Source organism: Paenibacillus maysiensis (genome assembly GCF_000520815.1).
GTDB lineage: Bacteria > Bacillota > Bacilli > Paenibacillales > Paenibacillaceae > Paenibacillus > Paenibacillus maysiensis.
On sequence record NZ_ASRY01000315.1, the window covers coordinates 33,862 to 49,740 of the forward strand.

11 protein-coding genes are annotated in these 15,879 nt (G+C 38.6%); 9 read left to right on the plus strand and 2 right to left on the minus strand.

Features of this window, described 5'->3' with window-relative positions:
• Positions 1–83: 83 nt before the first annotated feature.
• Positions 84–479 carry a hypothetical protein gene (locus tag L696_RS0125030; protein WP_025686059.1) on the minus strand — a complete coding sequence of 132 codons (396 nt, stop codon included), beginning with the start codon at positions 477–479 and terminating at the stop codon, positions 84–86.
• A 325-nt stretch (positions 480–804) separates the two neighbouring features.
• Between L696_RS0125030 and L696_RS0125035 the strand changes: the two genes are divergently transcribed.
• The 6 genes from L696_RS0125035 (at position 805) to L696_RS0125060 (ending at position 8,109) form a co-directional block, all read left to right on the plus strand.
• On the plus strand, positions 805–3,792 hold the full coding sequence (locus L696_RS0125035; protein WP_025686060.1) for an HNH endonuclease domain-containing protein: 2,988 nt from the start codon (positions 805–807) through the stop codon (positions 3,790–3,792).
• Entirely contained in the window at positions 3,792–4,466 is a 675-nt protein-coding gene (locus L696_RS0125040; RefSeq protein WP_049827519.1) for a hypothetical protein, read from the plus strand. Before L696_RS0125035 ends, L696_RS0125040 begins: the two co-directional genes overlap by 1 nt.
• A 164-nt stretch (positions 4,467–4,630) precedes the next feature.
• Positions 4,631–4,801 (plus strand): hypothetical protein, encoded by a 171-nt coding sequence (locus L696_RS31320; RefSeq protein ID WP_162833927.1) that lies wholly within the window; start codon positions 4,631–4,633, stop codon positions 4,799–4,801.
• A 627-nt stretch (positions 4,802–5,428) separates the two neighbouring features.
• Positions 5,429–5,914, plus strand: coding sequence for a DUF6119 family protein (locus L696_RS29940; RefSeq protein ID WP_342447955.1), 486 nt, complete (start codon positions 5,429–5,431; stop codon positions 5,912–5,914).
• A 325-nt stretch (positions 5,915–6,239) separates the two neighbouring features.
• On the plus strand, positions 6,240–7,646 hold the full coding sequence (locus tag L696_RS0125055; RefSeq protein ID WP_025686062.1) for a hypothetical protein: 1,407 nt from the start codon (positions 6,240–6,242) through the stop codon (positions 7,644–7,646).
• A gap of 4 nt (positions 7,647–7,650) precedes the next feature.
• Entirely contained in the window at positions 7,651–8,109 is a 459-nt protein-coding gene (locus L696_RS0125060; RefSeq protein ID WP_025686063.1) for a PDDEXK family nuclease, read from the plus strand.
• A 31-nt stretch (positions 8,110–8,140) separates the two neighbouring features.
• Here L696_RS0125060 and L696_RS0125065 read toward each other — a convergent pair whose 3' ends face one another.
• On the minus strand, positions 8,141–11,857 hold the full coding sequence (locus L696_RS0125065; protein WP_025686064.1) for a DUF1156 domain-containing protein: 3,717 nt from the start codon (positions 11,855–11,857) through the stop codon (positions 8,141–8,143).
• A 346-nt stretch (positions 11,858–12,203) separates the two neighbouring features.
• Between L696_RS0125065 and L696_RS0125070 the strand changes: the two genes are divergently transcribed.
• The 3 genes from L696_RS0125070 (at position 12,204) to L696_RS0125080 (ending at position 15,576) form a co-directional block, all read left to right on the plus strand.
• Positions 12,204–14,480, plus strand: a complete 2,277-nt coding sequence (locus L696_RS0125070; RefSeq protein ID WP_025686065.1) for a P-loop NTPase family protein — start codon at positions 12,204–12,206, stop codon at positions 14,478–14,480.
• A 403-nt stretch (positions 14,481–14,883) separates the two neighbouring features.
• Positions 14,884–15,111 carry a DUF896 domain-containing protein gene (locus L696_RS0125075; RefSeq protein ID WP_025686066.1) on the plus strand — a complete coding sequence of 76 codons (228 nt, stop codon included), beginning with the start codon at positions 14,884–14,886 and terminating at the stop codon, positions 15,109–15,111.
• Positions 15,112–15,177: 66 nt separating this feature from the next.
• A complete protein-coding gene (locus L696_RS0125080) occupies positions 15,178–15,576 on the plus strand; it encodes a DoxX family protein (protein WP_025686067.1) in 399 nt (132 codons plus the stop codon).
• The last annotated feature ends 303 nt before the right edge of the window (positions 15,577–15,879 follow it).

Consider the following 15,879-nt stretch of genomic DNA (forward strand, 5'->3'; position numbering starts at 1 on the left):
AGATTTTTTATGAAATTCAAGATTATTTTTTAACATTCTGTAGTATTTCCTTTAGGTTAAAAAATATGTGTCCTCATTTGCCTTTAGACTTCTGCTTGTTCTTTTAGCCATTGTTCGGCCTCCTTGTGGTGAATCCCGACTTGTGTAAACAGGGTAATGATGTAGTCATTGGTGTTCATGACAGCGATTTTGTAAATTTGGATGCTGCCTAGGTCGAACAGCTCGACGTATTCAGGGTAACTACCGAAAAGTCCGTCGTCTTCTCGTCTAAAACCTACGAGGCTAAGATCGTGTAGGTTATCCCCTGCTTCTAGTATGAAGATAGGGCCGGAAGGCTGGAGGGAAAAATACGGATCATCTTGGTCATGGAATAAGTTGCGAAGCTGAGTGAAGTATTCTTGGATGTGTTTTAAAAAAGAGGGGGAAAGCGAAGAGTATTGCAGTGAGTCGATGTCTTGCTGGGTCTGTATGATGCGCACAACGTAACCTCCTAAAAGAAAATAAGGCTTCACTGATAACAGGAGCCTTTCAAAGTAATAATATCTATTTTCATTTAAGGCCAAGACGGTTTTAGGGTACTTCATATATTCATTCGTTCGCTATGTTAATTCAAAATAACAGAATGGATGGGGCTTTATGTAAACAAAAGCTTTATTCTATCCGATACATACATAAGAATGGTTTGCTGTTAAAAATAACCTCTTAAACTCAGAATCTGAATGGTGTGATAGCTACGAACACATGTAAACACAAGGTAGCTGGCGAACGCGCCTTGTGCCGCTGGAAAGGAGATAAGGAAAAGCATTGGACGTACTGCAAAACGGAATAGGATATGAAAGTCTACGCTTATACGGTCCCTTTCAACCTCAGCATATGGAACAATTGCGAATTACCAGGGCCGTTAACGATCATGCATACCTGTATGTGAGCGGCATGCTGTCGGAAGAACAGGGAGCCGCGTGTGTTGGACAGGACATGGAGCAGGAACCGATTGTCATACGTCAGTTGGATGAGCAAGGACAGTCGATCAGAAGATTGTTTCACGGGCTGGTTACACGCATGTCCGTACACTGCATAAGGGGAGTATATACCTTTGAACTGGAGGCGGCCTCGCATTCCTACCAAATGGATATCAAGACGAAAAGGCGCTCTTATCAGGACATACATCGTACCTATGATGATCTGGTCACTACAATGATTCGGAAGTACATGTATGGAGATGCGATTGATACGGTAACCAACTATGCCGAGTTAGGTGCTTTTGTTTTACAATATGAAGAAACCGACTGGGCCTTTTTAAAGCGCCTTGTCTCTCGCTTTGGTTCGGTACTTGTGCCGGAGATCACGGCTGCATCACCTAAGGTTTTCTTTGGAATGCCAGAAGGCAAGCAGTACAAGGTTGAGCGAGATGTATTTTACAGGGTACGAAAAACGTTTCATGAGTTAGATACAGGAAAACCAGGGGAACGTGCTGGCGCGTATGTCACCTATACGATTGAAAATCTGCAATACTATGCGCTGGGTGACTTGATTACGTTACCCGTCGGACAAGGCAAAGAGCTAGTTGTTGTTCGGGCAGTGACAGAGTTAAGGGGCGGTTTACTCCAAACTCGTTATGATCTCCAAGCCGAACGGGATATTCACTATACTCGGTATGAAAATGATCAAGCTATCGGGATTTCGCTCACGGGAATGGTGCTGAAGGCACAACAGGATTTCGTACAACTTCAACTGGAAATAGATCCGAAGCAAGACCCAGCTAAAGCTTGTTGGTTTCCCGTAGCCACCCGTTATGTCGCGGAAGAACATAGCGGCTGGTACGACATGCCTGAAGTTGGGGAACAGGTGGAATTGTATCTGCCTACACACTGTGAACAGGAAGCCTATGTGACCGATTCCTTGCGACAACATCGCCACGCCAATGGACAGCCAGATGTGAAGGTATGGAAACACGTACAAGGTAGCGGCGTAGAAATGTCTGAGCAGGAGATGACCCTGTCCACTTCCGATGGGTTTTCGATTACACTACATGAGGATACGGGTATCACCATTAACAGTCTGGGAAATATACAGATTCAGGGCGGTCATGTAAAGCTGGATGCAGGTCAGGAACTATCACTTGAAGCTGGAACCGCACTATACTTAAAAGGTGGAGCCAGCAGTATGGTACTGGATGGTGAGACGGATACCCAAGCCCCAGTGATTTATCAGGAGGGTACGGTGAAGGCTCCTGTTTTCGTAGCTGACCTCCCTCCTGTACCCGAGCCGCCGTTGATGAATATTAAGGCGTATGAGGCAGCGCAATCGGCAGCAGCTAACGCTTCTTCCAGAAGTACAACTTCTACTCCTACGGCAAAGGTTACAAGTCCAGCGGCGCTTCAACAGGCCAACGCATTGCTGGGTACAGTATCCAAGCTATTAGGCTCCATTCCAGCAGTCGGAAATGTGGCCAGTGTGATGTTGAATACATCGGGCGGAATAGCAGGCAAGGTAGCAGCAACAGTTTTACAAGCAACCGCAGCGGTTCCTGTTCGGAGCAAAGGAACGCCTACCTTGGGAGCATCTAAGGAAACGGGTGTACATCCGTTAAAACATTTGGCAGGACTGGCGCTTCAAGGATTGATTAGTCAGTATGAGCATGAGCAAGCGAAACAAGCCTATTATAGCAAGTGGATTTTAGGTAAAGTATATACGAGTGCGCGTCATGTGGCACATTCCGGTGGTCCCCTAGAGTTCGTTCAAAACTTGCTGAAAGAGTCTAATGCCATGGTTCATGCGTATCAACAGATTCCGGTAGATCTTAGACAACGCTGGAGGGCGAACTATGACAGTTACATGGCACAACAAGCAAAGCCAACGCAAGAAGAGAAATCTCAGTCTTGGTGGGAACGAGCATTAGAGAAGCAAGGTGAAGCTGAATTACTGAACGCACAACTACAGTTAGAAGGAGCCCGGATTAGCAGTGAAATGGCATGGGATGCTACACAAGGAGCATACCAAGCTGGTTTAAGAAGTGTATCACATGGTAAACATCATATTGACTACAGCCCAAAACATCCGATTGCAGGTAAAACAGGTGAAGTGATAGGAGATGTTTTCAGCACTGTAGCTGGAGTTGGAGAGATGATGATTGGTACGGGGGGAGAGGTTGGTGGTTTTCTCCTTGATGGATCGGTCGTATTGTCTCCGGCTGGTGTGTTGGTGAACGTTGCATCTGCTGGTTTTATATATCATGGAGGTGTGATGTCCTATCATGGGGCGTCAAATGCAGGAGGAGATTCTGCTGAACTCTGGAAAATGATTAAAGAAAAAAACAAGCAGGGCTCGACCCCTCCTAAGCCCACTGATACCAAGTCGAGTAAGGGCTCGCCAACACCACAGAAACCAAAAAAGAGTGTTCCTGAAAATAAAGGAAACAAGGATGCAGAACCAGGCCCTTATTCTAATCTTGTAGATTCGAAACATGTGGGGCCAGGTAAAAACTTCACACCTGCCCAAAAGAAAAAAATTATAGAGGAAAATAGAAAACAAAACGGAGGCGTGGTAAAATCTGATCAATCTGGTCAAATAGCTACTAAGCCACAAAAAAGCCAAAAAGGTGTTACTCCCGATCAGAATGAATGGCAAATTGATCATATTTACCCCAAAGATAAAGGTGGAAGTAACAGTTATAGTAATGCCCAGGTACTAACACGTAAAGAAAACAGAGATAAATCAAATATTTTGCCTTCAGATTCATCGAAAGCCAATAAAGCGAATCCACCTTCTAAACCTAAAAAAGGGAGACCATAATGAAGCCTATAATGATAACTAAAGGATGGAATAAACACGATCTTTGGAAGGGATGTATACTTTCATCTATTGCGCACGCAATTATGGTGGCCCATTACCCTGAACTGTCCTATGAACATTCTTGGGATGGAATGAACTACAGTGTTATCGACGGAGCAGGTGGGAGAGCAACAATTACATTCAGTGAAAAGTATTGTGTTGCAGCATTCCGAAATGACAATGTTTCTCGTTCAGATGTTAAAGCTGCTATTGATTTTTTTGAAGGAGCACCCAATGAAGTCTTGGAGCTAGCGAGAAACGAAACTTTGGAGTATCTGCTGGAAGAAGGGGAAGATGGTGTGCCCATACCCTCTATTACTACAGCTTTTTGGGGGGATCAGGATAACATAATCTCTATAGATAACGTAGTAAGAATCGTTTTAAATGGTGGCTATCTTTTAGAAAGCCAGTTAATGGAATATGATTCAGCGGTTGAATCTTGGCGAGATTATTATGAGATGACGGATGAACAAGTTGATCTTCTTAAATCAATATACACGAGAAAAATTAAAGATTTAAGTAATGACATAATATTAACCAAGGAAGAAATTGAAGCAATTGGAACGAGTGATCCTGAGGGATTGAATGAAAGCGAGACTTCCTTTGGGGAAATTGGAATACGTTGGGGCAATTAACGCTGGTAGTCAGATGTTATTGTCTTGCTTTATCTGAGTGATAGCGACGATACTGATTTTGGCGAAGTTTGACGCTTTCATCGGTATCGTTGCTAAATGTTATTGATAGATATTGAATAGGTACATATAATTGACAGTATTAAAAAGGAAGGGATTGGACTAGCATGGCTAAAAATACTGGCAATGACTACAGAAAAGGAGCTGTAAGAGATAGATCTCAAACTTACAATCCTAAAAATGACACGTGGGTTAAAAGGGATGCAAGTAATGGAAGATTCTTAGAAGCTAAAACGTCTGATAACACTCCTTTTAAGGGAGTTAGGAAGGAAAAGTAACTTTTTGATAGAGGGTTAGTAATTTTAATATGTGTGGAGAACAGAGAGTAGTTTGTCTGTTTTCATTGTAAGCGAAACCAATTTAACTGATTGGTACACTGATTCAAATAAAGGCGGCGGTTGAAACAGAAGTCATTCTGTCTTGACCGCTGCTTTTTTTAGCTGATCCAATTTGGGTTTTGTCTATGTGATTTTAGAGTTGAGCCTATTTATATTCATTCAATTTTGAATTTATTATCTTTTTTTGAAAAAACAAATATACCGACATAAAACGACAAATTTTTCATTGGATAAATGGTATTATTACTTTTGTACCTCCCTTCATACTAATGAGTAATACTAAAGTAGGTATAATTTGTCAATTAACTCTATAAATAACTTGGTATGCTTCGCTTTTAAAGTACGGGTATGAAGTAACGAAAATACCAGAAAGTCTAAATTGTCCTGATAGAATTTGGGTATTAATTCCTTAATGAGGATGTAAAACTATTTAGACAGGCTTTGCAACTTAAGTATTTATCTGGTGATGATGCATTTTCAGAAGTAGAAAGCCCTGTTGATTTGGATTTTGAATGTGTTGCATATGTGCAGAAAAACAAATCTAGAGCGCCTAAATAGATTTCGTTTATAGATGGGCATTTTGATGTGAACTCTTTGGGCTTAATGAATGCTTCTAACTCTTTTATATTGTTATTGCGAGTTAGAAATCGAATTTTTGGAGTTCCATTTGGCTATGGCTATAGTGTTCTTGATCGATCAAAAATAGAACCTAGTTTTGGATTAAAGGTAACCCTGAATGTCATAGACCCACAGCGTATCGAAACTTTGGACACTAGAAATATTGATTTAGTTACCAAGCAGAGGAGAACACATGTAACCGTAGGGAGCACAGTATCTGAATTGGGATTAAATCAAAATATAGATTGGGTAAGGTTTGTAAGCGGCAAACCTGTATCTAAAGATTTTGCAACTAAGTTGTCGGGTTCTGATCCATTGTCCATAACAACTGATGTATATTTGGGGGATTTAGGTAGTCTAAGTAAGGACTTATTGCAAAAAATACACTTAGATGAATATAAAAAGCAATTTAAATTGAGAAGCCGGAGCGATTGATCTGAACGGCACTCCATTGGGGGTCGGCTAGGTCATAGTAGAGATTATCTTGGAGAGCGGTGATGTCTTGTTGGGTTTGTATGAGACGCATAAAGACCTCCTAAGATATATTGTTATAGTATCAATTCAATATTAGGTAATGTAATATAGAATTAGCACTATGAATGCAATCAATACTGTTCCAATTGCAAAATGACTTTTTTTGAAATATCTAACAATTGAGCTGTTTGATGTAGTTAGCTTTAAAAATAATAGTACTACTAATTTAATTACATATGAGTTGAAAAAGGAGGATTATATACTTAATTAAGTATATATAAATTGTATGAAAACTATTGTGCAGGTATTTACTGATGGAGAAAACCAACCTATAGGGCTAACTGAAATCATTGACAGCTGGCTAGAAAATTGGAATGCAAACTACTTGGACATTGGAGAAATAGAATTTGAACCAGGAAGAAATTTGAAAGAATCTAGTGTAGCAAATTCAATACCTGCTCTCCTTAAAAGGATTTCAACTATTCGAAATCCAGATATTTTCTTTGTAGCTAAGCAAACTCAAGACTTGTTAGGTGGAGTGGAAGTGACTGTCCACTCGCCCGACGGGTCTAACGCTGATAAAAGATATCCTTTACTTTGGGCATCAGGACAGTATGGAGTAAATAGCTTTGTCGTTTGTCCTTATCAGAAAACCAGACCTACTGGAGCACAAAATAGATTGCCTAATCGTCACTCAAAAAGGAATATAGAATTTTTGAGCGATTGGGATGTAAATAACCCGGCAAGTTTTATTAGGCAAATTATTCCCATCATTGATTTGCAAAACGGTTCTCTTGATGCACTTCCTACAAAAGTGCAGTTATCAATATTATCTTGGAAGGATATAGGGCAATTTTTCTCCCATACTCTTGCTCGTAAAATTATAGGAGAGAATCAAAAAGTAATAAATCATTTGGAAGAATTTCGCGCTAAATTAAAATTGTTAGCTGACGCGTGTTTAGCTTCAGCAGAATACTCTAATCAAAGTTCCTTGCTGAAATTAGAAAATAAATGGATTCAAATTTATAATTCTAGGCCTGATAGTGGACATTGGGAACGTGGTGAGGGTCAGTTTGATTCCATTGATGGAAGAGTTATGTTCACATTGGATGAAATTGAAAAGTTGCCTCCGATCGGAAAACCTGAAAAATTCGAGCTTTGGCTACCTCAAATGGTTTCTAATCATGCTTGGCTATTAGAACAAAGAAGTAGAGGTTATGGAAGCAAGCGATTAAGAAATATCGTCATAGAACTAAACGGAAAATGCAAGATAAAATATGCTGATGATCTGACTTCAGAAGATTGGGATCTTTTGAAAGCAAACAAAGGCTTACTTTTAGAAAGGTTGGATTGGAAACCTGATTTTTATAAGGTTTCTGAAATGGTTAATCTACTCGAAAGAAATGGAGTGGCCAAAAAGGGACTTAAGTCAACGAATCGAATAATTATAGAACAAATTATAGAACAACTTCATAGAGAGGATTTATATTTTAGTAGTCACAGAGCATATAAGATAGGTTGGGAAAGTGAATTTGCTGCGCGATTGAAAGAACTTCCAGCGAATTCAACATTATTAGTTCCTAGAATTCCTGAAGCACTATTACCGAAGGTTCATGGGGTCGAAGTGATTGCTGCTGAAAATTGCACTAAACTTCATTTACTAACTCTAAGACAACTGCATCGGAGAGGATGAAACGATGGCAGGACAAGGAGAGGTTACGAGAACAATAGCAGAAAAGCTAACATTAAACGGTTGGACTGTTTTATTTGTTTGTATTCCCAATACAGCCCATGTTAATGTTTTTCCTATAAGATCTTTGGCCGGGGGTTCCAGACAACGATACCCTGATATTTTAGCTTATAAAGGAGAAGTAACACGTTTAATTGAAGTAGAGATGAAATTGAACGAGTATGTGTATGATGATATTCAAGAAAGATTTTTTGATTTTGTAGGGGCATTAAAAAATTTCGAGTATTGGCAAACGTGGAAACTTCATATTGAGTCTCAAGTCAATAATGTTCTTCCGATTAATTTTTTCCCACAATGCGAATTGATCATATGTGGAAAAATTAATAAAACAAATAAATGGTTATCGGAAAAATTAGAGAAGGAGCATAGTATCAAGGTTTCAGAATTTAAGAATTTCATAGCATAAATAAAAGGGGCGAAAGCCCCTTTTATTTATGCTAATTTCTTTTTCTTCTTAAATGCATACTAATTCGCCCGATTACTGATTCAGCTTTTAAGCGAGCTTCTATGTCATCTAAGCTACATAAAGAGGCAACTCTCAAGTAGGTTAGAAAATCTTTTAAATCGCTATCAGACAAAGTTTGAATTTCGTTCTCAATAGTTTTATCAATATCCTCTTGGTGAAATTTAATCAATTTTCTGATAGAGTCTAATGTTTCATTGCTAACAGGAAAATCCATCCAACTAAATCCTTTCAAAGTTTTTAATCCAGTGGGAAATGTCGAGATAATATCTTCAAGATAGATATAGTTATTATTCTCTTTTTTTAATTCTTTGATGATAGTATTCATTTCGGATTTAGCTATAATATTTGGAAGTTCTTTAAGAAGCATTGATACTGTGAGTTCTTCTTGGTCATTTGAAAGAACTTTATATTTACCTAAAAGAGAGCAAGCAGGAATGATTAAAGACATTTCTAAATCAGCTCCAAATATTTTTGCGTTTAAATATTTGAGAATATGACTTTCCAGAAAGTCTTCTAATAATTCATAAAATTCTTCAATTATAATTGTTTTCTTTTCAAATGTTTTTTTTGGAATACAAACTAATACACAAGATGACGATAACGCAGCTACTTTTCCATGTTGAAATTTTGACTTCCTTTCCATATGAATTGGCCAAGAGGCTACCAGCTCAAATCCTGCATTTAAAACTGACTCAATTAAAGCACTCCACGCTTCTATCTTTTTATGTCCATACATTAGTACAAGAGCCCCATCTTTTTTTAAGGTTTTTGCCGCAACACTGAGGGCTCCTTCCATTTTAGATCTAAAATGAGAATCATCCTTCGCGTTAGTAGCCAATTTATGTGCCCTATCAACGATTGCTTCTTCTCCTTTTGGTGACAACGAGGATAGGAAACCAAAGTTTTCAGAATCACCCAAAAATTCCCTCATCCAAACATAGAAGACATCTGATAGATAACTATATGCTATAGAGTCATAGTAAGGAGGGTCTATGGCTACTAAATCAACAGAACCACTGGGAAGAGAACATTTAGCAGCATCGCTAATCTGTACAACACCTGATTTAGGCAACTTGTTAAGCTCTATTACTACTTTCATGATCCAATCGCAGGCGCTTTTCCAGCCAGCTGCACGAGGAGTAGTAATTGGTACCTCTACATAATCCCAGACCATTGCTATTGCCTGGTGTCCAAACATGTTAGCGGGAAACTCTCCATTTGACTGCCACCAAGTGTGTTTATTGCTATATAGTACAACTCTATTAAAAATAAGGCTAAGAAGAATCGTGTATAACTCTTTTACTGTACTTGGTAGATCCCTTTGGCTTATTTCATTTTTATAGTCATAAAGTAAGTTAAATAACAGTAAAAGAGCTTTGCTTTGTCTTGGATTATATAAATCAGAAGTTTTTGTTATACCATATTGATAAGCCCAAGTATGGCGTATTCCATTTATATCAAATTTTTCTGAGGGAACAGACTTTAATTTTCCATTATTTAAATTATAAAAGCTAGAGCTTTCCAAAAGCTGATAGTCAGAATCTTGTGCAATTAAAAATTCTTTTTCTCCTCTTTCATTTAGTATCAATTTTGCAAATAATGTTTCACCGATTTTTCCGCTAGTACCTGTTTCACGAAGCCAAGAGGTCGGTACTGTTGAGTCGCAATGGGCGCAGATTGCTCCTTTTTGTGATACAGTTCCTTCATTAGCAATTTTACGCTCCTCTTTTGTAATAGGGTAAATTAAAGAGAATATTGTATTTTTGGCTTTTGCATCTTTTTGCAATGAGAACGCAACTGGTTGCTTCCCTTTAGCTAACCACTTATTTCTTAATAAAGGCGTTGAGTACCCACAATTTGGACACTGGTATGTTTTGCACCAAAAGAAAGCGAGAGGTGCAATGTTGCCTGAATTATTATACAAGCTACTTATTTCTTTTAGATGATTGTTTGTTATTTCATGGAGTAATGTGTTGAATTCACTGATCCATTTAGAGTCGACTTGTGGTATTAATTCTATTGACGCTTTTAAAGCTGTAGCTGCAACAGGATTTAACTCACCGGCATACGCATCTAGACCAAGACGAAGAGCTTCAAGTGGCAAGGACCCTCCACCAGCAAAAGTGTCAATAACTAAAGGTGGAGTTTCCCTTCCATAATTGAGTATAGCTCTTGCCTTTTGAAGTAGCTCTTCATCGTTTGTTGCTTCCCAGGTAGAAAGTTTTGCGGTAAATTCATACAATTTCTGTTCAACGCTCAGAGTTTCAGGTATGGTAGAATTGAGTATCTCAAGCAACTTTTGTGAGTTTTTAAATTGCTGCGCGCTTGGACACAACGCAGCAAAGATAGAAGCTCTAGAAACTGCTAATGGTCGTCTAGCCCACCACATCTGTAAAGTGCTTATATGTCCTTGCCTGATAGATTTTTCTCTCTGACATGCCTCAGATACTTCCTCAATTGGGAAATCATTTATGATTAAAGAGTCATATGAGTTCTCATACTTCTGTTGCTTTTTCACAGTATACTTTTCTAATGCTAACTTTCTTAATTCAGAATCCGAAGGGAGTTTTGTATCGAATAGAGAATTTAGATCCTTAGCAGAAATCTTAGGGTATGAGGTTCTATGGAGAACAGTGGGCCGATTCTCAAATACTGCTTCAGCAGCAGCTTGGGAATTCAAATAAATCTCAAGCCCTTTTAATAACTCGACGTCGTCTTTGATATGCCTGACAACTAACACATCACCAGCGCACAAAACTGTTTCGTTCGAAAAGACCGCGCCTAAATTCTTGTTTTTCCATATAGGCATTCTTCTAACAAAAATTTTAGGACCTTCGAAGCGTTCAATGGTTTTTGGATGAGCAAGATGATCTCCATAATTGACAAATAACCTTCCAGTAGTAAGTGAAAAGGGCTGGATGTCACCGGTTCGCAAGCAAGGAAGCCAACCATCTTGTGGAGAAGACGAGGAGTACGGCTTGAATTGTAGGGTATCTTTAGTCTGTGGGGGAATCCCCGCACCTTCTTCATATAGTTTTACTCCACTAAATACATTGAACTCCCTTTTATTAATTTGAGCTCCCTTTGTAGAACTTATTTTATAACTTGTGCCACTGAGATGATAAATTATTGCATGTCCTGTTGTCACACCCATTGGCTTGCCAGAAAGTATAGTTTTTTCAACACCAGTAACACGATCAACAAATGCTAAAGGCATTAAGAAAACTTTCTCAACATTTGGACCCAGTATGGAATCACATGCTTCAAAAAATTTATATTCTCTCAAAGATCCATACGGTGGATTTGATATTACTGCGTTAATGTTTTTTGGTAGTGTAGTTTCAAAAAGAGAATCAATTGGATTAATATCCAGAAAATTTCCGTTTATTAGAATAACCTGCTCTGCTGTTTCTCCAAGCAATAGATATAGCTTGGCACGAGCAGCTTTAAGCATCAGTGGATCGATGTCAACTCCAATAATTCTTCTATGAACATCAGGAATTCCTGCTCTAAGCATTTCTTTGGCCACTGCTAGAAGTAAATTTCCATCACCGCATGCAGGATCTATGACAAACAAATCACTTAATGGTTTTTTAAATTTCGTCACCATTTGGTTTGCAATAATTTCGGGGGTCATGTACTGGCCTAAAATCTTCTGTTTATCTTTAATTGTGTTAAATAATTCCATGTATCGGTCCTCCCCTTATAGGAACTAAGGTTCCTATAGAGTATTTTACCACAGTTATTGATTATTAAAAGTGAACGAAAGGTCAAAAGGCGTAATATCATATTCTTTTCAAACATGCTTTCCTTCGGTTAAAATTTAGTTTTTATCCATTAATTTTATTATCGTGACGATTTTGGAAGTAGCTACACTCCTTTTTCGATAAAATTGGGTAACTTTACCCGAAACCCCGATCTGTTGTTCCGGGGTTGTTCCAAATTTTTCTTGACTTAGGATAGTCGCGAGTATATATTTGGAAGGAATCATGATTTGGAACAACGTTGGAACAACTAAATATAGGAGGGATAGCTTGCAAAAGTACAAAGCTTCTTTAAGTAGGAGTAACGGGAGAGAGTTTTGGTCAATTATTTTTAGGCATCCAGTTCGTTTAGATGGAAAAGGGAAGTACGGGCTAAGAATAAGAAGGGGGCTAGGGACAAGTAACAAGGAAGTTGCTGAAAATTTTGTACAACAAATGAATGAGATATTGGCTGATGAAACTTTATGGACTCCGGCGGCAAGAAACCAAGCCCTTGCAAGGAATTACAACGATATTATAATTAGAGCGTTTTATGATGACCTAGAAGAACAACAAATTAATTTTCGTATTTTGAGAAACAATCGAATTCCGCTACCACTCGATAAGCAATATAGAAGTATGCTAATACTCGGTGCAACTGGTGTAGGAAAAACAACATTCTTAAGACAGTTAATGGGGACATATTCTAAATCAGATCGCTTCCCAACAACCTCTGCAGGTCGTACTACAACTTGTGATATGGAAGTCATTTGCGCGGAACAAGAAGAGTTTGAAGGAGTAGTGACTTTTCTAACTAGAATAGAAGTAAGGACATATGTTGAGGAATGTGTTCAAGCTGCTGTACACGCGAAATTAATTGGGGCAAGTGAAGAGGATATAATACAAAAGTTTATTCTCCATAAAGATCAGCGATTTAGATTAAATTATGTTCTTGGTGATCTGTCGTTAATTAGCGAATCTCAAAATGATGAGTTTGACTTCTTTGATGATGAACTCGATGATGAGGATCTACTTGAAGAAGATGAAATCGAAGAAATTGATTTAAGGATAGAGATGTCCGGTAAGTTAAGTGTCTACTTGTCTCGCATAAATGATATTTCAGTTGAAGCAGTAAACAGTTTAACCCAGAGTTTTGAATTAGAGAAGGATGAGCTTTCTATTGGTGATAAGCAAGCTCTAAGAGAACTAATTGTTGAAGAGTACCTAGAACAGAATACTGAATTCCTGGAAGTTGTTGACGATTTGATGGACGATATTCAAAATCGATTCAGTCATTTAGAAGTCAGTGGTTTAACTAAAGATTCAACAGATTGGGCGATTAGTTATTATTTTAATAATAGAAATAAAAAGGAATTCCTTAAAAGGATGAGGTTATTCTCGAGTAATCACAAAGATCAATGGGGACGTTTACTTACTCCGATTGTTGAGGGCCTGAGACTTAAAGGGCCATTTAAGCCGGATGGTTACGACGAAGTGCCCAAGCTTATCTTGTATGATGGTGAAGGGATTGGTCACTCTTCTGATTCGGAAACAACCTTACCAGATAAAGTTACGGATTTGTTCGGCCAGGTACAAACAATACTCTTAGTTGATAAAGGTGACCAGCCAATGGTGGGGCCGTCTCGGATGGTTATCAAATCGGCAGTTATTAGTGGTCACATTAGGAAGCTAATACTTTGCTTTACTCATATGGATGCGGTTAAAGGTGATAGTATGAAGAGAGGAGTAGAGAAAGTTAACCATGTGAAGGCCTCTATAAGCACAGCATTGAACAGTTTGAATGATGGTTATGGTCGCAGTTATATTGCTTCTGTGGAACAACTGTTGAAGGAGAGGAGCTATTTCTTCTTCAAGATGCAAACTAAGATGGTTCAAGCTAGTTCCTCGCAATTAATGGATCTGATCAATCATATTTTTAATATGAAAGACTCTGATGATGACCAAATGCCAAAGGCAGAGTTGCAATATCATTTTTTGAACTTATCAATGAGTATTCAAAATGCTATTAAAGAGTTTCATGAAAAATGGGATGCAATATTGGGACTTGGTCGTTCAAATGGAGTGAAACCTGAGCATTGGACAAGAGTACGGGCGCTTTCTAAAAGATTAGCTCTACTTAATCATCACTCCTATGACACGTTGAAGCCAATTTCCGATTTTATCGACTTGTTACAAGACCATCTGGCTCAATTCATTACAAAGCCTAAGAAATGTGAGCCTGAGGATATTAAGGATATCGTAACTGAGAAAATTAGGCAAGATGTTTACTCACAATTACATCAGATAGCTCCCAAAATTCTGCTAGCTGATAAAAAGCAACATTGGAAGGCAGCATATAACTATACGGGTAGAGGCTCGGCAACATTAAGGGCTAAAGACATACAAGAGATTTACCAGGATGCCGCGCCAATTTTTGGTGAAACCCCAAGAGAGGCTCTTGATGAATTTAAATTTCAAGAAATGATGAATGGTTTAGTTGAGGAAATAATTCAAAAGTATGATGGGGAGCTCTTAACATTCAGGAACGCGAATAATAACTCTGACTAAATCAAGCCACCTCCCCAAACATCCTCAACATCATCACCCGTCGAATTGTGGATTTGCCGTGCCACGGTTCGCCTCCATCGATCAAATCCACAACTTGTAGCTTAAAGATGACTTCTACGTGTTCTTTGTAGACGATCACCTTTTCTACATAGCTGCCGATGAACTTCTTGATCTCAGGAAGATTCCGGCTGGTGATGTGGTCCTGAAAGCCAGAAAGCAGTTGTCGCAGAGCATCCTCTGTGATGGCTGCTTTTTCTTTTTCTCTGTAAGCAATCCAAGGGTTGATCTTCTTTTCTTTCGAATAAGTATTGACACGGATAGAAAAGTATTATATCTTTATATCAAGATAAATAAATTTAAGATATATCCGATCAAGAAAATTATAAATATGGAGGGTATACACATGCTTACAATTTTAAAAAGAATTAATCAGCTTGCAAAAAAAGAAAAAGAAGTCGGGTTAACTGAAATTGAAAAAAATGAACAAACTGATCTTCGCAAAGAATACCTTCAAATATTTCGGGGTTCTATAAAAAGCATTCTCCTGAATGCTACTATTTATGATCCGCATGGAGACGATATTACTCCTGAAAAATTAAAAAAAGAACAGGCACAAATAGTACAGCAATGAACTTAATTTTGCTAAATATCTTTAATTTAATAATCTTAAAATAATATGATATGGAGAGTGATTTTTATGTTGGCAAGTGGATTGTTACTGTTACGTTTGGTGGTTGGATTGTTGTTGGTTGGGCACGGAGCTCAGAAACTTTTTGGCTGGTTTGGCGGTTATGGTCCAAAAGGTACCGGCGCTTGGATGGAATCGGTCGGAATTAAACCGGGAGTATTCATGGCAGTGTCCGCTGGCTTGATGGAATTGCTGGGAGGAGCACTATTTGCTTTGGGACTACTCACTCCATTGGCAGCATTGTTCATTACGGTGACTATGCTCGGAGCGATTTTCAAAGTACATGGCCAAAACGGGATTTGGGCAACAGCTAATGGCTATGAATATCCGCTAGTTCTGATTGCAGTCGTAGTCGGTATCGCATTGACAGGGGCGGGTTCATATTCCATCGATGCAATACTTAAATAAAACACTATGAACCTGCTGAATCTTTGGGTCAGAAACTAATGCACCAGAGTGGTTTGAACCGCAACGGGCTCATTGAAACAAACCTGCATCCTATTGAAGTGAGAACATTAACAGATACAAAAGTGAACGAAACGGCTGCTGTTTTGTCCCATAGAAAGATGAAGTTGCTTATACACAGATGGCCAGTAAAGCGATCATTGTACCTAGTATGAAGGAGGCCAAAGTTCAAATCATTTGTTTTGAAGTGGACTTCATATACAACTTCTCTACCTAAATGGCAAAGGTCACGTGGATGGGAACCGC